The 20,338-nt window shown below is 29.6% G+C and carries 14 protein-coding genes, 2 tRNA genes and 1 pseudogene; 12 read left to right on the plus strand and 5 right to left on the minus strand.

Features of this window, described 5'->3' with window-relative positions; translation table 11 throughout:
• Nucleotides 1–32 precede the first annotated feature (32 nt).
• The 3 genes from hldE (at nucleotide 33) to Bamer462_RS00335 (ending at nucleotide 4,028) form a co-directional block, all read left to right on the plus strand.
• Nucleotides 33–1,472, plus strand: coding sequence for a bifunctional D-glycero-beta-D-manno-heptose-7-phosphate kinase/D-glycero-beta-D-manno-heptose 1-phosphate adenylyltransferase HldE (gene hldE, locus Bamer462_RS00325; protein ID WP_500837732.1), 1,440 nt, complete (start codon nucleotides 33–35; stop codon nucleotides 1,470–1,472).
• 809 nt (nucleotides 1,473–2,281) lie between these two features.
• Nucleotides 2,282–2,926 carry a 3,4-dihydroxy-2-butanone-4-phosphate synthase gene (gene ribB, locus Bamer462_RS00330; protein ID WP_500837733.1) on the plus strand — a complete coding sequence of 215 codons (645 nt, stop codon included), beginning with the start codon at nucleotides 2,282–2,284 and terminating at the stop codon, nucleotides 2,924–2,926.
• A gap of 337 nt (nucleotides 2,927–3,263) precedes the next feature.
• The gene (locus Bamer462_RS00335; protein WP_500837968.1) at nucleotides 3,264–4,028 is read left to right on the plus strand and encodes a 1-acylglycerol-3-phosphate O-acyltransferase; all 765 of its coding nucleotides are present in this window, start codon (nucleotides 3,264–3,266) and stop codon (nucleotides 4,026–4,028) included.
• 187 nt (nucleotides 4,029–4,215) lie between these two features.
• Here Bamer462_RS00335 and metC read toward each other — a convergent pair whose 3' ends face one another.
• The 3 genes from metC to cutA all read right to left on the minus strand — a co-directional run bounded on the left by metC (nucleotide 4,216) and on the right by cutA (nucleotide 7,520).
• Entirely contained in the window at nucleotides 4,216–5,403 is a 1,188-nt protein-coding gene (gene metC / locus Bamer462_RS00340; RefSeq protein ID WP_500837734.1) for a cystathionine beta-lyase, read from the minus strand.
• Between the two features lie 1,376 nt (nucleotides 5,404–6,779).
• Nucleotides 6,780–6,852, minus strand: a tRNA-Phe gene (locus Bamer462_RS00345).
• Nucleotides 6,853–7,202: 350 nt separating this feature from the next.
• Nucleotides 7,203–7,520 carry a divalent-cation tolerance protein CutA gene (gene cutA / locus Bamer462_RS00350; protein WP_500837735.1) on the minus strand — a complete coding sequence of 106 codons (318 nt, stop codon included), beginning with the start codon at nucleotides 7,518–7,520 and terminating at the stop codon, nucleotides 7,203–7,205.
• A gap of 415 nt (nucleotides 7,521–7,935) precedes the next feature.
• On the opposite strand from cutA, the gene Bamer462_RS00355 reads away from it, so the two are divergent.
• The 3 genes from Bamer462_RS00355 (at nucleotide 7,936) to efp (ending at nucleotide 10,627) form a co-directional block, all read left to right on the plus strand.
• Entirely contained in the window at nucleotides 7,936–8,229 is a 294-nt protein-coding gene (locus Bamer462_RS00355; protein WP_250223288.1) for a co-chaperone GroES, read from the plus strand.
• 48 nt (nucleotides 8,230–8,277) lie between these two features.
• Nucleotides 8,278–9,915: a chaperonin GroEL gene (gene groL, locus Bamer462_RS00360; RefSeq protein WP_500837736.1), complete on the plus strand. Its 1,638-nt coding sequence runs from the start codon at nucleotides 8,278–8,280 to the stop codon at nucleotides 9,913–9,915.
• A gap of 145 nt (nucleotides 9,916–10,060) precedes the next feature.
• Complete coding sequence (gene efp / locus Bamer462_RS00365) at nucleotides 10,061–10,627, plus strand: elongation factor P (protein WP_500837737.1); 567 nt, start codon at nucleotides 10,061–10,063, stop codon at nucleotides 10,625–10,627.
• 13 nt (nucleotides 10,628–10,640) lie between these two features.
• Here the strand turns inward: efp and mscM are convergent, their stop codons facing one another.
• Together mscM and asd are read right to left on the minus strand one after the other, a co-directional pair.
• Nucleotides 10,641–14,036 carry a miniconductance mechanosensitive channel MscM gene (gene mscM / locus Bamer462_RS00370; RefSeq protein WP_500837738.1) on the minus strand — a complete coding sequence of 1,132 codons (3,396 nt, stop codon included), beginning with the start codon at nucleotides 14,034–14,036 and terminating at the stop codon, nucleotides 10,641–10,643.
• Between the two features lie 56 nt (nucleotides 14,037–14,092).
• Entirely contained in the window at nucleotides 14,093–14,983 is an 891-nt protein-coding gene (gene asd, locus Bamer462_RS00375) for an archaetidylserine decarboxylase (RefSeq protein WP_500837739.1), read from the minus strand.
• A 707-nt stretch (nucleotides 14,984–15,690) separates the two neighbouring features.
• Here asd and orn point away from each other — a divergent pair.
• The 6 genes and pseudogenes from orn to Bamer462_RS00405 all read left to right on the plus strand — a co-directional run.
• Nucleotides 15,691–16,230: an oligoribonuclease gene (orn, locus tag Bamer462_RS00380; protein ID WP_500837740.1), complete on the plus strand. Its 540-nt coding sequence runs from the start codon at nucleotides 15,691–15,693 to the stop codon at nucleotides 16,228–16,230.
• A gap of 154 nt (nucleotides 16,231–16,384) precedes the next feature.
• A tRNA-Gly gene (locus Bamer462_RS00385) sits at nucleotides 16,385–16,460 on the plus strand.
• A gap of 565 nt (nucleotides 16,461–17,025) precedes the next feature.
• Nucleotides 17,026–17,514, plus strand: coding sequence for a tRNA (adenosine(37)-N6)-threonylcarbamoyltransferase complex ATPase subunit type 1 TsaE (gene tsaE / locus Bamer462_RS00390; protein ID WP_500837741.1), 489 nt, complete (start codon nucleotides 17,026–17,028; stop codon nucleotides 17,512–17,514).
• Nucleotides 17,511–18,767 carry an N-acetylmuramoyl-L-alanine amidase gene (locus tag Bamer462_RS00395; RefSeq protein WP_500837742.1) on the plus strand — a complete coding sequence of 419 codons (1,257 nt, stop codon included), beginning with the start codon at nucleotides 17,511–17,513 and terminating at the stop codon, nucleotides 18,765–18,767. The genes tsaE and Bamer462_RS00395 overlap by 4 nt, the downstream gene beginning before the upstream one ends.
• Before the next feature lie 269 nt (nucleotides 18,768–19,036).
• A complete protein-coding gene (gene miaA / locus Bamer462_RS00400) occupies nucleotides 19,037–19,957 on the plus strand; it encodes a tRNA (adenosine(37)-N6)-dimethylallyltransferase MiaA (RefSeq protein WP_500837743.1) in 921 nt (306 codons plus the stop codon).
• A gap of 147 nt (nucleotides 19,958–20,104) precedes the next feature.
• Nucleotides 20,105–20,290 (plus strand): annotated as a pseudogene (locus Bamer462_RS00405) (RNA chaperone Hfq); the annotation flags it as partial.
• Nucleotides 20,291–20,338 lie beyond the last annotated feature (48 nt).

Raw genomic sequence — 20,338 nt, forward strand, 5'->3', positions numbered from 1 at the left:
TTTATTTGTTTAGGATGTGTATCAGGTAAATTATGACTGTTATTTTTCCAAATTTTTCAAAATCTAGAGTATTAATTGTAGGAGATGTTATGTTAGACCGATATTGGTATGGGTCTGCCGATAAAATTTCTCCAGAGGCACCTGTGCCAATTGTTAAGATCAATAAAATTATAGATCGACCAGGTGGAGCAGCTAATGTTGCAATGAATATTGCTGCTTTAGGTGCTCAATCAAGATTGTTAGGATTAACTGGAGTTGATGAAACAGCTAAAATTTTAAAAAAAAAACTCAATGAAGCAAATATAAAATGGAATTTTATCCCGATTAAAACATGCCCTACTATACTTAAATTACGAGTTATGTCACACAATCAACAACTTATTAGATTAGATTTTGAGCAATATTTTAATAATGTTGATTCTACAAAGTTGCTTAAACAGGTTGAATTATATTTATCTAAATATAAGGTTCTAGTATTATCTGATTATGCTAAGGGTTCTTTAAATTGTATAGAAGAAATTATTAAATTAGCACGCTATGTTAATATACCAATTATAATAGATCCTAAAGGTATACGATTTTATCGTTATAAAGGAGCTACTTTGTTAACTCCTAATATATCAGAATTTGAATCGATAGTAGGACGTTGTCGTAATGAAAAGATTTTAATAAATCGTGCTCAAGAAATCATAATTGATTATGATTTATCAGCTTTATTGATTACGCGCTCTGAAAGGGGAATGACTTTATGCACACGCGATTCAGATCCTGTATATTTTACAACTCAGACAAAAGAAGTGCACGATGTAACCGGCGCTGGCGATACAGTAATTGGTGTACTGGCAGCAGCATTGTCTTCTGGTAAAAGTTTAGAGCAATCATGTTTTTTAGCAAATTTAGCCGCCAGCGCGGTAATAAGAAAACTTGGGACTTCTACTACTAATGTAACTGAAATTAAAAATATCATGAATAGGTATGTATATACTAATGTACCCTTCGGTATATTAGATGAAAAAAAATTGAAGCAGATAATATCTTTAGTTCGTAATAGAGGAGAAAAAATAGTAATGACCAATGGTGTGTTTGATATATTGCATGCTGGTCATGTGAGTTATTTAACTAATGCTAAAAAACTTGGAGATAGATTAGTTGTGGCTGTAAACAGTGATAGTTCAACGAGACGTTTAAAAGGGAAAGCGAGACCTATTAATACTTTAGAAAAACGTATGCTTATATTGGCTTCTTTAACAGTAGTGGATTGGGTAGTGCCTTTTCATGAGGATACACCTGCAAGATTAATTGCGGATTTATCTCCAGATTTTTTAGTAAAAGGTGGTGATTATCATATTTGCGATATTGAGGGGAGTCAGGAAGTATTTAATAATGGCGGGACAGTGCATGTATTAAATTTTCAAACTGGTTGCTCTAGCAGCAATATCATTGATGCTATTAAATATAAAAATTTGAAATAATCTGAGTTTCATTGGATATGTATTTTGATGTGATGTGAACACAAAATCAAGTGTTTAATTCATGAGATATTGTGTGTGATCATGATCAAATATAAATAAAAGGTAAATGTATTTCTTACTGCGGTAAGAATGTGATTATTTTATGTATTATAAAAATAGTTATATTTTATTTTGTCAAGTTTATGTGTATATTTTTTTTTACATTTTTAGTTTTTATAATTGTATTATTTTATTACGTTTTCAATAAAATTTATAGTTATATATAAACTATGTTTTGATTATTTATAATTTGCTTATTTATTTAATATTACGGTTTTTATTAAATGTTTCTGTCTAAATTATATATGAAATTTTGAATGATTTTAGAAATGAATTCATATACACAATGATCAAATTTTTATATTTTTTTAAGATTTGATATAATAAATGTTATTATCATTTTTCAATCATTGTAGTGTGTGACGTATACTGTATCAGTATAAATTTGTATCCTGATGTAATATGTATTTTTAGAGCGGTATAATATTTAATGTATCTTTAAAGTTAAATATATCATTGATATTAAGGATGGTTTAAATGTGTGTATAAATTACATTTTTTGTTATAAGAGCATGTAAAATACAGCATTGTTGGTTCGGCTGTATGAATGATAGATATTAGATACGATTAGGTATTGATGGCGATAGTTAGAATGAATGCAAAGCGTAAGATTTGCATTCATATGTATTTTTTTTAAATTATGTTTTTATTTGTAGTTAATTTTGATTTTATTTCGGTGAAATATGGTATTTAGTGGGGATTAAATTATCATGTATCGGCGGAGTTTTTTATCTAAATTTGGTACACCTATAGAGCGAGTCCAAAATGCGTTGGAAACGTTACGTAATGGTCGTGGTATTTTAGTAATGGATGATGAAAATCGAGAGAATGAAGGTGACATGATATTTGCTGCAGAAAATATGACAGTTGAGCAAATGGCATTAGCTATCCGTTATGGGAGCGGAATCGTTTGTTTATGTTTGACGGAAGATCGATGTAAGCAGTTAAATTTAACAATGATGGTAGAGAATAATAGCAATCGTTATAGAACTGCTTTTACTGTGACCATAGAAGCAGCAAAAGGTGTAACTACTGGAGTTTCGGCTGCAGATAGACTCACTACAATTAAAGCTTCTATAGAAGATAATGCAAAACCTTCTGACCTAAATCGTCCTGGACATGTTTTTCCTTTACGTGCTCAAAATGGTGGGGTATTAGCCCGTGTTGGTCATACAGAAGCAGCTGTTGATTTAACTTCATTAGCTGGGCTCAGACCATTTGGAGTATTGTGTGAGGTAATAAATGAAGATGGCAGCATGGCGCGTATATTAGAAATAATCGAATTTGCGCATAGACACGGAATGCCAGTTTTAACTATTTCAGACTTAATAACTTATCGTATTCATAGAACTTAACAACAATAACTGGCTATTAATTATAGTAATAGAATTTAATGATATTTTTAATATTTTTCATAAACAGAGTTTATGTTATTAGATATTATAAATAGTAATGTGTTTTATTCCAAAATTTTTCATATGTTTAATGATGTTATTTATGCGATAATATTTTATATCAATAAAACTTATATATTATGAATACGGGTAATTTTTTTGTAGAAACTGTCGTAGTTAATAATTATTGTGAGTAATATTAATTATGAGAAATGATGTAGTCTAATTAAATAAAAAATGCGATGATTACATAACTTTTTAATAAAAAGTGTTTAATGATACTTCTCAAGGAGAAGATATGCTTGCAATTATACGTGTTATTTTAGTGTTGATATTGTCAGTTAGCATTTGTATATTTGGTATTATTTATTGTTTATTAAGACCTCATCAATCATATCATACTGCTTTTTTTAGTCGTTTGTTTGGGAGCATGGCTCCTATTTTTGGTGTTCAAGTTAAAGTACGAAATTCTTCAAGTAATCAATTACTGAAGCATTGTATATATATTTCTAACCATCAAAATAATTATGATATGATCACAGTGTCTTGTGCTGTGCAACCGCGTACAATAATAGTAGGTAAAAAAAATTTATTATGGATTCCATTGTTTGGCCAACTGTTTTGGTTATGCGGAAATGTATTGGTCAATCGTAGTCAAACTACTCGATCTCATAATATCTTAATGAAGATGGTTAAATCTATTAAAACACATGATATATCTATCTGGATATTTCCAGAAGGCACACGTAGTGCTGGCAGAGGATTGTTACCGTTTAAAATTGGCGCTTTTCATGCTGCAATTTATGCTAAGGTTCCAATTATACCTGTTTGTGTATCTAATATTGCTAATCAAAAAATAAAATTAAATCGTTGGTCTAATGGTTTAGTAATTATTGAAATTATGCCTCCTATAGAAACTCAACAATATGAACCCAATAAAATACGTGATATGACTAAACATTGTTATGAAGTTATGAGAGTAAAAATTGATTCATTAAATCAAGAAGTAATAGAATATGAAGCACGGATAAATCGATCATTAAAAACACATTATACAAAATAATTTTAGAATATATTGAGTGAGAGCGCAGTATTTCTTGTTTAAGTATACATAAAAAGAATAAATACTTATTGTAGTTAATATACGTACAAACCATTAATTCTACATGATCAATATTGTTATTGCGGAATTAGAAATTAAAATATTTTGAGTGTAAAGTATATTGTTGTTCATCTATGATATTATCATACTATAGATTTATGCGGTTCAACCCATCTGATAAGTCATGAATCAGATCGTTAGGGTGTTCTAATCCTATGTGAACTCTGACTAACGTTCCTGTGAAGTCTAATGTACCTATAGGACGTATAGGGCGTAGCTCTTCTACTTGATTAACTAAAATTAAAGATTCAAATCCACCCCAGGAATATGCAATTTTAAAGTATTTTAAATGATCGATAAAATTAGACAATTGTAAGTTATTTAAACGTTTTTTAAGAATAAACGAAAATAATCCACTAGATCCACTAAAATCTCTTATAAAGTATTTATGTCCTTTGCAAGTAGTTAAAGCAGGATGATTTACTCGTTCTATTGCTGGATGTTGCGCTAACCAATGAGCGACATGTAGTCCATTTTCTTCATGTTGTTTTAATCTAACATGTAAAGTACGTAATCCACGTGATGCCATATAAGCAGTGTCAGCATCAATCATTTGACCCATTAAAGAAGATTGTTCTTGTAGTTGATCCCAACACCGCGCATTGGAGACCGCAGTTCCTATCATACCATCAGAATGACCTATGATATATTTAGTTCCTGATTGTAAAGAAATATCTACTCCCATGTCTAGTGCTTTAAAAAAAACCCCTGCTGACCAAGTATTATCTAGTAATATGACAATATCTGATTTTTTTTCACGTACTGTTTTAACAATATTAGGAATATTTTGTACTTCCATAGTTATTGATCCTGGTGATTCTAATATAACTAAGCGAGTGTTATGTTGAATTAAATGAGATAGATCATTTCCTATTAATGGATCGAAGCAGGTAGTGTGTATGTTCATTTTTTTTAACATATTACGGCAGAATTTTTGGGTTGGTTCATATGCTGATCCTGTCATTAATATATGGTCACCCGGCCGAACAAAAGAAAGTATTGTGTGAGTAATTGCTGCTGTACCACATGGGTATAGCGCACAACCCACACCATTTTCTAATTCAATCATTGATTGGCGCAGGGAAAAATGAGTAATAGTTCCATATCGACCATAGAATAATTTATCGGTTGTGTTTCTATTTTTAATAGCTTGTTTTTTTTGATTAATAGAATTAAATACTACCGAGGACGTTCGTTGGATAATAGGATTGATCCCGCCATATGTATATTTTTTTTCTCTGCCAGAGGCGATAAGTTCAGTTTCAAATTTCTTCATAATTATTGTGTTAAATAGATGAATTATAAAAATTATAATTAGATTTAACTATATAGTAATGTGATTTCACCTACAATCGTGATTGTAGGTGAAATCACATTGTGCTATGTTTTATTTACTATATGTATATATATTTTTTAATTAAAATTTAACGTAATAATAATTTCATATTCTTAATTTTAATAAATACATACAGCAATGTCTAGTACGCATATACTTTATAGTATGCTAATTTCAATTTTTATTTTTTATAATGAAAATTTTAAGATTAAGATTTATGTAACAGGTATTTTAATATTTAATACTGTATAGAATCAAATACAATCGATTTGTATTACAAGAAAAAATTCTGATTTTTTTGAAATTAAATTATTTGAGTGACGATCACTGATCATCAGGTGATTGTAATTGTGTTTATATGAGTATATATTTTTAAATTGAATTACATTATATTTATATGACATATAGAATTTAATAAAATAGAGAGTGTATTATTGCACAATAGTAGTTGTTGTGTTTTAAAAATGATTTATGTTTAATAGACTGTAATAATTGATAATTGATTAGTTATTTTGGCAAAATAAAGATAATTTGCATCAATATTTATACAGAGTAAATTTATTCATAAAAAATAATATTTTGAATGTCTTTGCGGTAATTATTAAGTGTTGAGTAGCATCAATTAAGTTATATTTGATAAAATTTAGAGCATTGATTTATATTTGTTATTTAATCATTATTAAGTGTAGTTACAAATTTAATTTTTTTAATGTGTTATTTTTAGGTTAAATTTTAGTTATTATTTTTTCATATATGTTACAAGTAGACATGATTCATATTAATCGTTTTAGTTAATTTATATGATAATGATATTGATATCATAATTTGAGTATTTAATGTTACTTTATAAATAGTTTTTGAGTAGTTATATAAAGACTATCTGTTGAAAATTATTTATTTGTTGGTTTTAAAATTGTTAATCATTGGATGAAAAGTATGGCTTGTGTTACTTAGTTTGGATATGAGTTTATATGTCTAAGGTGACAGGATAACGTAGAGCTATTTGATTTTTAAATTAGATACAAGTATTGTATATTAAGGACAGATTATTTATTTTTCATCTTATTATAAAGCGATAGTTTTATTTGTATTGTTGATGATTTTTTTATTTTTTTATTCATTAATGTGTTCTATATGTTTTTATTAATATTTGCTGAGTGAGTGCTAAGTCTTTATGCATTTTTTATGGAAGCATCTTATACAACGGGAAAGTCAGTAGTTGTAGATGACTGTATTGAAAATCTATTTGATATGCGATTGAATATTATTCTTCATGTCTAAGCTTAAAACCATAATTGATTTGTAATTTTAAGATATGCCCGGACTTGGAATTGAACCAAGGACACGAGGATCTTCAGTCCTCTGCTCTACCAACTGAGCTATCCGGGCTTGTTTGTATTTGTATAAGTCAAACTTAATCGTATTATCTTTATTCTTTTGATTTCGTCAATATATTTTATGTGTTAATAAAAATTTTTTCATTGTGTTGAGATAGAAAGTAGCTTTAGATAAGATACTCATTGTCATAACAATGTTTATGTTGTTATTTCTTCGAACCAGATTGAGTTGTGACTTTACATAAAAAATGTTATTTTTTTTGCTAATTTTTTTAAACATAATGATTGCGATAAAATTTAAAACATTAAGTTTGGCTTATATAATGTAAGTAATCGTAAGTACATTATTTATGTTACGATTATTACGATCGTATAACGCATCGTGCTATATCAATCATAATATTAATGTTTTTTTAATACAGATTGCATCCATGATAAATAATTTGGCTCCCCATCTATGATAGGGAGAACTAATAATTCTGGAACTTTATAAGGATGTAAGTGTTTTATGGCGTTCCACACTGGTTCTTTTAAAACACTGTGTGTTTTAATTAATAATTGTAGTTCAGTATGATCTTGAAGAGTGTTATGCCAATAATAAAACGAGCGTACTTCATGTAATAAAGTGATGCATGATGCTAGTTTATGATGTAATAGAGTTTTTGTTAAATTTAAAACAATAGACATGTCATTAGGTATAGTGCATATAATTATTATCATTGTTTTCTCTTTAAATAATTGAGTTAAATATCTATCGGTTTTATCTTCTATGGGAAGATGTTTATACTCTTTTTCTAGAATATTTTATCAATTATTTTATAATGTATGTTGATTTTTGATGACATTAGTCCTTATTATTTTTTACGTTCATTATACTAAACGATAATTATATGTGCAGTGCTGAATAAATAAATATTAATTTCTGTTGATGACAAAATAGCGTGATTATGAAGATTTAGATACATACATATATGTAAAAAATTTTTTATTCCCCCTTGAAGCAATCTTGAATGCCCCCATTTTAGATATTATCCTGAAGCGGTGAATATTGATGAAATTGCATCGAATGTCCAATGTAAGAACTTATTAATGTAGAATGCAAAAAGTTAGATAATATAATTTTAGGGAGCATTAAATGAAAATTCGTCCATTGCATGATCGTGTAATTGTTAAACGTAAAGAGGTTGAATCAAAATCTGCGGGAGGTATCGTGTTGACTGGATCAGCAGCAGGAAAATCTACACGTGGAGAAGTGTTGGCTGTGGGTCATGGTCGCGTTTTGGAAAACGGGGGGGTTAAAGCTTTAGATGTGCGTGTTGGTGATACTGTGATTTTTAATGACGGGTATGGTGTAAAAGTGGAGAAAATTGATAATGAAGAAGTTTTAATTATGTCAGAAAGCGATATCCTCGCTATCGTTGAGAAATAATTCACGACTAATTTATTAATTGAACTAAAAATTTTTAAGGAAAATGAAATGGCAGCTAAAGATGTGAAGTTTGGTAATGATGCTCGTGTTAAAATGTTACGCGGCGTGAATGTGTTGGCTGACGCGGTGAAAGTTACCCTTGGGCCTAAAGGTAGAAATGTGGTGTTAGATAAATCTTTTGGAGCTCCAGTTATAACTAAAGATGGAGTGTCTGTAGCAAGAGAAATTGAATTGGAAGATAAGTTTGAAAATATGGGAGCTCAAATGGTGAAGGAGGTTGCTTCTAAGGCAAATGATTCTGCGGGTGACGGAACTACTACTGCTACTGTGTTGGCTCAATCTATAGTTAATGAAGGACTGAAGGCTGTGGCTGCTGGAATGAATCCTATGGATTTAAAACGTGGGATTGATAAGGCAGTAGTTGCAGCAGTAGAAGAATTAAAAAAATTGTCTGTACCTTGTTCAGATCCTAAAGCTATTGCTCAGGTAGGTACTATTTCTGCCAATTCTGATGAAACTGTTGGCAAACTTATTGCTCAAGCAATGGATAAGGTAGGAAAAGAAGGGGTGATCACTGTAGAAGAGGGATCTGGATTGCAAGATGAATTAGATGTGGTAGAAGGAATGCAATTTGATCGTGGTTATCTTTCTCCTTATTTTGTCAATAAACCTGAAAGTGGTACGGTAGAATTGGAACATCCTTTTATTTTGTTGGCAGATAAAAAAATTTCTAATATTAGGGAAATGTTGCCTATACTAGAATCTGTAGCAAAAGCAGGCAAACCGTTACTTATTATTGCTGAAGATGTTGAAGGAGAAGCTTTGGCTACTTTGGTGGTAAATAATATGCGCGGCATAGTAAAAGTAACTGCTGTAAAGGCACCAGGTTTTGGTGATCGACGTAAAGCTATGTTACAGGATATAGCCATATTGACTGCGGGGACTGTGATTTCTGAAGAAATTGGATTGGAATTGGAAAAAGCAACATTAGAAGATATGGGACAAGCTAAACGTATAGTGATTACTAAAGATGCTACTACTATTATTGATGGGGTAGGTAATAAGTTTTCTATAAATAGTCGTGTAGCACAAATTAATCAACAGCGTGATGAAGCTACTTCTGATTATGATCGCGAGAAGCTGCAAGAACGTGTTGCTAAATTAGCTGGGGGAGTTGCAGTAATTAAAGTTGGAGCAGCTACTGAAGTAGAAATGAAGGAAAAGAAAGCACGTGTAGAAGATGCATTACATGCAACTCGCGCTGCTGTAGAAGAAGGTGTAGTTGCTGGTGGTGGTGTAGCTTTAATTCGTGTAGCTAATGCTATTAGAAATCTGTGTGGTGACAATGAGGACCAAAATGTTGGTATTAAGGTAGCTCGACGTGCAATGGAAGCTCCGTTACGCCAAATTATGGCCAATGCTGGAGAAGAGCCATCAGTCATTGCTAACAATGTCAGATCAGGAGAGGGAAATACTGGTTATAATGCTGCTACTGAAAAGTATGGTAATATGATCGAGTTAGGCATTTTAGATCCTACTAAAGTAACTCGTTCTGCTTTGCAATATGCGGCATCTATTGCAGGTTTAATGATTACTACTGAATGCATGGTTACTGAATCACCTAAAGAAGATAAACCAGATTTAGGAAATGCAGGAGCCGGTGGTAATATGGGCGGCATGATGTAGTTTGAGGTTTAACAAACAATTATACCGAAATAAACAACCCTAATCTATAAAAAAATAGATTAGGGTTGTTTATTTCGGTTGGTGTTGTGTTTTTAAAAATCGTTGATTAATCGGGTTTTATAGATTTTATTCAAAATAATTTGTTATGGTATTATACAATATTAATGAATTTAAAGTTGGATTGAAGATTATCCAAAATGGGGAACCGTGTATTATCATTGGTACTGAATCTATAAAACCTGGGAAAGGACAAGCTTTTAGTCGTGTAAGATTTAGACAAATAATATCTGGAAAAATTTTAGAAAAAACTTTTAAGTCTGGAGATTTTTTAGAATCTGCTAATATTGTAGATATGAGATTAGCTTATGTGTATCGTGATAGTGAATTTTGGTATTTCATGGATGAAAAAAATTTTGAGGAAATTGCTGTTTCTGAAAAAATAATAGGAGAGAACATCAGATGGATTACAACTCAATTAAATTATGTAGTAACATTGTGGAATGCAGTGCCAATTCTTATAACCCCTCCTGATTGTATAGAGTTAAAAATTATTAAGATTACTCCGATAAAAAAAAATAGTACTGGATCGCCTGGAATTAAATTAGCTACTGTAAGTACTGGTGCTGTAGTTAAAGTGCCATTTTTTATTAAATTAGGAGAATTAATTAAAATTAATACTCGTTTAGGAGTATATATATCTCGATCAAAGTAAGTTATGATCATACTTATTTTGTTGTATGATAATTTGTATTAGGATAATGAGAATCGAAATTATTAGTAAATAGTTGATTATTATAAGGATATATAGGTATATATGGTAGTGATAGATTATTATTTTGATAATATTCCACAATCAGCATATGTATTTGATGACATAAAGGCATGCGAAGTTTTAAGTCTGATATATGTATTCGTATTTCAAACATAGGTAATCCTTGTTGTAGATCTACTAAATACACTTCTGGGGGTGGGGTGTTTAATGCAAAAGAAGAATTCTGTACTATTTGTAATAAAACTTGCACTATCTTTTTCATATCTGTTTTAAATGGAGCAGGTACGTGTAGTACTACACGTGTCAATGTATCTGATAAGGACCAATTGATGAATTTTTTTGTAATAAATTCCTTATTTGGAATAATAATTTCTTTATGATTCCAATCAGTAATAATAGTTGCACGAGTATTGATTCGAGTAATATTGCCAGTGAGTTTGTTAATGGTTACAGTATCACCAATACGAATTGGTTTTTCAAAAAGTATCATTAATCCAGAAATGAGATTAGCAAATATTTCTTGTAGTCCGAAACCTAACCCCACACCTAATGCTGCAATTAACCATTGTATTTTGGTCCATTCTATCCCGATTAAAGAGCATCCTATTATTCCACCAAGGAACATCAATATGTATTTGGTTAGCGTGGTGATAGCGTATCCTGTTCCTGGTGCAAGATTTAAATGCTGTAAGAAAGTAAGCTCTAAAAATGCTGGTAAGTTTTTTACTATTTTTGTAGTGATGATAATCACGAATATAGCAATAAGAAATGAATTTAATGTTATGGGTTGAATATTATCTACCCCCTTTATAGTAGATGTAACATCCCATAATGTAATGTTTTCTAAAAAAGAAAATGCAAAACGCAATTCAGACCATAATAAAGTCATTAATAATAATGCAATAATAGTAACAATAGATCGTATTAATTGCAATGATTGCGTGCTAATAGTATCTAAATCTAAAATTTTTTTATTGTTTTCATTATTAGATGTTAATTTATTGGTGTGTAATTGAGAAGAATTTATTTCATTGTGTGCTCGTAGAGCTAATCGTGTAACTCGTTTTTGTTTTGCGCGTTCGAAAGCAATACGACGTCGTTGAATAGATGTCCATCTGCGAATCATATGGTATATTATTAATAATATAATCCAAATAAATAATGATTTTTCTAGTCGTGCTAATAATTCCTGAGAAGAAAATAAATAACCTAAAATACAAGAAATCGCCGCTATTGTTGGTGCGCATATCATTATATTCCATAAAAAATGATTGATGATATTGTTGGAAGAATCATATTTATTTAAATATAAAGGTAATCCAGAGCGTTTTAGATTGTTAGTAATAAAAGTTAAATAAATGCATAATAAAATAAAACATAAACGCCCTAAAGTATTAGAAAATTCTCTATCGTTGTAATTATTAAATATAGTTAGCATCATTATTAAAAAAACAATCGTGCCAACAGACCATTTGTAATGATCTGAAAAAACTTGTTGAATTCTTTTTTTTTGCCAACCGAAATGGGCAATAAATAATCCTTTTGAAGACGCGAAATAATGGCTGACTACACATATCCATAATATAAAAGTTGTAGCATTGATTCCGTCGCTAATTGCGACAGAAATAGGGTATAGCCAAGCGGCGTGACTTAAACTATAACCTATAACAGCCCATAACATCGGGATAGGTACAGCTATTAACATTGAGTACCATATATTATGGAAAGTGAGAAAAAAATTGTCTTGATTTACTTTGTTTATTTTTTTACTAGATCGTTCTAAAAATTCTTGATAATGACGACGTGTAATAAAATATAACCCAATTGATATAATAGTACATAAGATTATTAGTATCAGTGTTTTATGATTAGTAAAAATTATTTTGAATGAAGATATGATTTGGTAGCGAAATTCATTCATGGTGAATAGTTTGTATAAATCTTGATACATGTCTAACGGATAGGATACGGTAATTGGAGGAATATCAGCAACCCAAAATAAATGGCGATGTATAGCTTTTTGTATATCTTGTGATACCTCTTTGAGTTGCTCATAGGCAACTTTTAATTTTGTTAACTCAAGGATTTGAGTATCAAAACTATTTAATAATGAAGTAATAAGATCACGTTGCGTAATGAGCTGTGTTTCAAGAATATGTTTTTGGGATAATGTCAGAGGAGTGCCATCGTCTTGTTGTTGGCTACATGATAATAGCGAGGGTGTTGTTAGTTTATTCAATTGATGTTCGTATTGCAGACGTTTAGTTCTTAGTTGCTTCATATCGTGGTCTAGTTGTTGAAATTTAGGTATTTCTGGTAATTTAGCAACTTGAGAACGCAGTGTTTCTCCAAGAACTGGTGATTTATCTAGCCACTGTGCTTGTTCGAGTAAGTTATCGAAAGTTTGGCGTAATTGTGATATACATGATGTAACTTCTTGTTTCTTTAAAGCAATATTGTTCATGTAGTATTTTTGTTGATTTAGAATAATTGCAAGATCAATATTGGTTTGTAATTGTTTTTTAATAGATTTTGGTAATGTATTATGCTGTTCTGATGATATTTTTTTAGTGTATTCAATGGGTTGATTGGTTTCTTTTTTATATAGATGGTTCAACTGGTGTTTTAGTATGTATAGTTCATTATCTATGTAATTATATTTTTTTTTAATAAATGCCATGTGAAGTTGAGATAATTCCTTATGATTGCTGGTACTTAGTTGATCAAGTTTAAGTTTGATCATTTTCAATTGATTAATAATTTGTTTTGATTGTAGTCCAATAAATTTGGATTGTTCTATTGGAGTATTTATATTTGTATATAATATTTGTTGTTGTTTTAAATTATTTAATGTGTTGTTAGTTGCATCGTGTTGTTGTAGTAACAATGGCAACGATGCATTAATAGGTTTTTTATGATAATATTCTGGTTTTAATTGTTTTAATAAATCTGTTAATTGGTGATTAATTTGAAATAATTTTTGTTTTAGTGCATGATCTGAAAGATTTTTATAAAAATAAATATTTTGATAAGGTATATTGGTATTTTTATCAAGTAATTGAAGTGTCATATATAAAATATCATCCATAATTTTTTGATATTCCTTAATTTTAATATTAGAAAATTTTGTTTCTGAAATTAAATATAATACAGATTGCAGACTATCTATAATGATTTTTTGATGATCATCAATATATTCTTGTTGTTGTGCATATTGTAAAGATTTTGTGATTTGTTTTTTATCTGAAAAATTATAAGCAATTGTTGTTAGTGGAAATATAAATTCTACTATACATACTAATAAAAAAAAATATTTGAAAAATATAGTTTTCTTTTGGATAGTAATCATATATATATACAATATATGTATTGTATGGGTTTGTAAAATGTACAGTATGCGTGCGGTTATTTTTGTTGATTATGTCCTTGTGCTAGAGGCATTCCAATGCGAGCGATATCGTGCGGTTGTAGTAGATTATTTAAAGTAACTTTTTTGCCATCAAATAAATTAATAACAGTAGATCCTAGTTTAAATACTCCCATTTCATCTCCTTTTTGTAATACAATTGAATTATCATCAGTATGTGTATGGTTTTTTGATGATGGATAACGCCAATGTCTGACAACGCCTTCTCGTGGCGGAGTAACTGTGCCTAACCATGTGGTTTCAATACTCCCTACTACTATAGCCCCAATTAAAATTTGAGCCATATAACCAAAATCTGTTTCAAATACACAAATTACCCTTTCATTACGGGAAAGGATATTAGGTATGTTTTTAGTGATTTTTGGGTGTACTGAAAATAAATCACCAGGTATATATAAGACTTCCCGAAGCGTCCCCGTACAAGGCATGTAGATGCGATGACAATTTTGTGGGGGTATATAAATCACAACGCAACTTCCATTACTAAAATAGTCAATGATTTTGTCATGACCTGCTAATAATCCATCTAAATGGTAAGGAACGTTTTTTACGTGAAAGATATTTGTTTGGTTTATTTTACCTATTTGAGTGATGATCCCATCAGCTGGAATAATTAATGTAGATGAGTTGGTATCAATAGGTCGAGCATTTTTATGTAATTTTCGGGTAAAAAATGCATTAAATGTTGCATAATCGGTTAAATTAGGTTTATCGGATTCTTTCATGTTTACTTCATAGATACGAATGAATAACAGAATAGCATAACGTGTTATCCATCCACCTTTCCATGAGGCTACCAATCCTATCAAATAAGTAATCCAGTATTTTGGTAGTAAGTACTGTAGTAAAATCTGTATTTTTTCTAACATAATGCGTGCCTAATTTAGATTATTAATTTTAACTAATGATTATAGTGATTAAATTATGTATTTTATTATTAGTTTTTGTTGGAAATGCATATTTCTTTGGATATTAATATAACATATAATATGTTATTAATCGTGTAAAAGTATGTAAAAGTTATTTTGGTTCCACTTAGAAACACAGTTAAGTTTATTGTCGCAAAGAAATTATGAACAATAATGTTTGTTAATTATATATTTTTTTTGATTTTAAGGATATACGAAGTTTAATTGTTTATAACTGTGATTGTGTACTGAATTATTTGTAATTTATGAATTTATGTTAAATTGGAGACAAGAAGCAACTATTAGTAATTAAATACTATATGTTATAAACTATAGTTACAATTAGTTTGTGGTTGATTGATAATCAATTTTGTTGGTTTTTGTAAAATTATAGAAATGAAATTTGTAAGTAATAAATTGTGCAATTTTATTAAAATAATGCGTTGATTTGTTTATAATATTTGATGCGTGTTTATAGAATGTGCTAGCATCAGTCATACAATTTAAAAATTGTATGACTGATGCCTGTTGGTGATGTGTGCAAACGATGTGTGATAGGTTTTACTAAAATTTAGTTTAGAATTAGAACAATATCAATAAAAATGCAGGCATTATGATCATGTTGTTTGTTACAGTGAGATTCAATCATGTAGAGTAAGTGGGGTTGTATGCGTGATAATAATCTGATATGGGTGGATTTAGAGATGACTGGATTAAATCCAGAGAAAGATCGTATTTTAGAAATAGCTACTTTAGTTACCGATAACATATTGAATATCTTATCGGAGGGCCCTGTTATAGCAATACATCAATCTGAACATCAGTTATTATTAATGGATGATTGGAACATACGTGTTCATAGCGCTACTGGTTTATTAAATAAGGTAAGATCTAGTAAATTAGATGAGATTAGCGCATCTAATTTAACAATAAAATTTTTAAGAAATTGGGTTGATTTTAAAAAATCACCGATATGTGGAAATAGTATAGCTCAGGATCGTCGATTTCTATTTCGGTATATGCCAGAATTAGAGTCATATTTTAACCATCATTATTTAGATGTCAGTACTCTTAAAGAATTAATGATTCGTTGGAGACCGGATTTGATATCCGGGTTACGACTACATAAAACTCATTGTGCATTGGAGGATATTCGTGAATCTGTTGCAGAATTAATGTATTATCGTAAAAATTTTATACAGTTATAATATAGTATAATGTCTTAATATATATATTATTTTAAAATATAAAGGGATATTATTACAAATAAGGATGTTAGTATAAGTTTTAATTATTGAATATTGATGGAATAATATCTAGAACTACTCAGGATCGATGATGTTTCATTTTTATTTTTAGTAAGCGGGAATAGCTCAGTTGGGAGAGCACAACCTTGCCAAGGTTGGGGTCGCGAGTTCGAGTCTCGTTTCCCGCTCCATTTTAGTATTTAAGTTTTGATATTGTTGATGATTATATCATATATTTATTTTAATTTAGTTTAAAAGAGGCATGGCATTAATATGTTTAAGTGCGGTAAATTATATATAAATCATGAGTTGTGATATCATCAAATATGTAAATCGTGTTTATTAGTATGGAGATAAAATGAGTTGAGTAATTGATATAAATATAAATTATGAGTTATTGTCTGTTGATTTCATAAAAATACTGATAATATGTGTTTTTTTAATAAATTTGATTTGATATTTATTATTTTGTATAGATGTATTATATATCGATCTAAAAAAAAATCGATGCTTTGATGATATGGTTTATAGTAGTAAAAATTGATTTTTGAATATGTGCGTATTGTTATTGTTAATCTAATAGTAATTTGATTTAGTTTATATAGGTGTGTTGGTGTGTGTTGAATTGTTATATGAAATATAAAATTTATGTATATATAAAAATAATTCAATAATAAGCGATTATATTAAAAGTTTTTATTTTTTATTTATCAAATAAAATATTTATATCGTCTATAAGACGCTTTAATTATATTAATGATGAAGAAATATGTATTAGTATTATCTGATGAATCTCAAACCCTATTATTAGGCGCTAAATTCGCTTCTGTTTGCGTTCAAGGTTGTGTAATTTATTTAAATGGTTGTATCGGGTCAGGAAAAACCATTTTTTGTAAAGGATTTTTGCGTGAATTAGGACATGTTGACCATGTAAATAGCCCAACTTATACCTTAGTTGAATCTTATATTTTGGCACATTGGCGTGTGTGTCATTTCGATTTTTATCGATTAATTTATTCAGAAGAACTTGAGTGTATGGGTATCAGAGATTATTTTGACGGTCGTACTATATGCTTAATAGAGTGGCCGAAACGAGGAATGGGCATTTTACCAAAAGAAGATATTTCAGTGACGATAAATTATCATAAGCGTCAAGAATCCAGGCAAGTAATTATAGAATCTTTTAGTAATTTAGGTCACAAGATGCGAGATGCTTTATTAGCATATTGGAAAATAGATACATGAAGTTGAAATACGAAATAATTTTCGTAATAATATTTTTAAAATATTTGTGTGTTGAATCAGTTATAGCGTCAGCTCTTAGTTCAATTTCTATTACCAATGGTCTAAATCAAGCTACAGTGATATTAGACAGCACTGTTGTTCCTGTGTATATGGTGTTTTATTTACATAGCCCGGAAAGGATTGTAATAGATCTGCTAAATACATCTAAAGTTCAAAAAAATGTATTTCCAATAAATTTTAATGGCACTAATTTAGTGAGATGTATTCGTTCGAATACATCTGTTAATCATCATAGCGTACGTATAGTATTAGATTTAACTTGTCCTTCAAATATAGGAACAGTAACTCAAAAGAAAATAAAAGAAAATTATCGTATTATATTAGTAGTTTTGAAAAAAAAATCATTTGCTGCAACTGATGTAAATACTAGTAAGGTGCCGTCTATTACACATCATAAAATTCATGTTCATTCAAACCAAGTAATGAATAATCCAAAGAAAATAATAGATGCACAATTTATAAAAAATCAGAATCGCAGAAAGACATTATCTCCTATTATTGTAGCTATCGATGCCGGACATGGAGGACAAGACCCGGGGGCTACAGGGCGCCGAGGAATATACGAAAAAAATGTTACTATTAATATAGCTAAGAAATTGAAAATATTATTGGATTCAGATCCAAGATTTAATGCTATTATGATCCGTGATGGAGATTATTTTTTATCGGTTATGGAACGTTCTAATTTAGCTCGAAAAAGAGGGGCAAATGTATTAATTTCTATTCATGCAGATTCTGCTTTAAACACTAATGTTAGAGGGGCGTCAGTTTGGGTGTTATCGAATCGTCGCGCTAAAATTGAAATGATACATTGGTTGCAATGCAGTGAAAAACATTCAGAGTTATTGGGTGGATTAGGAGATATATTAACTAATTATCGTAGCGATCCGTATTTTAATCATTTAGTTTTAGATTTGCAATTTGGTTACGCTCAACGGGTTGGGTATGATATTGCAGCGCATGTATTATATCAATTAAAAAATATTACTTCTTTGCATAAGGAAGTGCCTGAGTATTCTAGTTTTGGGATATTACGATCTCCTGATATTCCGTCTATTTTAGTAGAAACTGGATTTATTAGTAATGCAAAGGAAGAGTTTCTGCTTGCTAGCAATGGATATCAAGAAAAAATCGCTAATGCTTTATACAAAGGTTTGCGTTCTTATTTTATAATAGCCCAAAAAAATTGTTAGATTATTGATGAGATCAAAAACCATGTGTTATTGAGAATTAATGAATCAGAAGAATACTATTCTTTCAAATAAATGATCACATTATACGAGGTTTTCATGCAATTATTTTAATATCAATTAAATGCATTTATATATAAGAGTTAACGTATTTCTTGAAATAATCGAAGTTTTTGATAAATTCTAGAAATGATTAAAATAATGATATTTTAATTTTTTTAAATCAGTTGAGAAAGAATAGTATTGAACATCGGCCATTAGCTATATTTTTAATGGGCCCTACGGCTTCTGGAAAAACAAGTTTAGCTATAGCTTTAAAAAAAATGAAATTAAAAATAGATATTGTTAGTGCTGATTCAGCTTTGGTGTATCGTGGTATGAATATCGGTACAGCTAAGCCTGTTGCTGAAGAATTAAAGCTAGCCCCACATAAATTGATAGATATTCGTGATCCAGTTGAATATTATTCAGTAGCAGATTTTTATTTAGATGCAAATAATGAGATGGAAAAAATTACAAAATCTGGATACACACCTTTGTTGGTTGGTGGAACAATGTTGTATTTTAAAACTTTATTAGAAGGATTGCTTTTTTTACCAGCAACTAATCAAAAAATTCGTGATGATTTAGAATATAAAGCACAAAAAATAGGATGGATCAATATGTACGATTTATTAAAACGTATCGATCCTATTTCGGCAAGTAAAATTCATGCAAATGATCACAGGAGAATAATTCGAGCATTAGAGATTTTTTTTATTTCTGGTAAAACACGGGCAGAATTAAAATTAATCACTACTCAAAAATTGAAATATCGATTTCATCAATTTGCTATTGTTCCTGCAAACCGTGATCTATTGAATAATCGAATTGAACAACGTTTCCATAGAATGTTAGATATTGGATTTGAAAATGAAGTTATCAAGTTATTTAATCGAGCTGATTTGCATACAAAAAAAGTAAAATCATCGATTTCCTGTGTTGGTTATCGTCAGATGTGGGAATATTTATCTGGTAATATCAATTATAATCAGATGATAACAAAAGGAGTTTGTGCTACGCGACAACTTGCGAAACGTCAATTAACTTGGTTACGTAAATGGCCGAATTTAAATTGGTTAGATAGTGATAGTTTATCTATGGCAATCGATAATATATCGAAGATATTAACTAAAAATGTATCTGATATATGAAATTGAAAAAATTAAATTGTAATTTATCTAATATTTTATATTATTGAAATAATAAAAAATTAATTTTTTTTAAGGAGGTTTAAAAATAAATATAGTTTAATTGTAGATAAGATCTATTGCGGCGCATTACACTGATGGGTGTGCTTGGTTTTTGTTTATTTAAAAAATGATATTAAATTTTGTAAGAAGGGATTGAGTCTATTGATAAATTTGTGGTGTTGCTTAAAAATACAGTGAATCAAATGATTTATATATATAACAATATCTATTATTGTACCGTCTCGTATTGTCACATATTATGTGAGTCACACTAGTAATAAAACTGAGTTCTGATCGTTTGTTTCATAAATTTTCATTTTTTACGTATGATTAGGTATTAAA

The organism is Candidatus Blochmannia americanus (nom. nud.), from assembly GCF_059934915.1.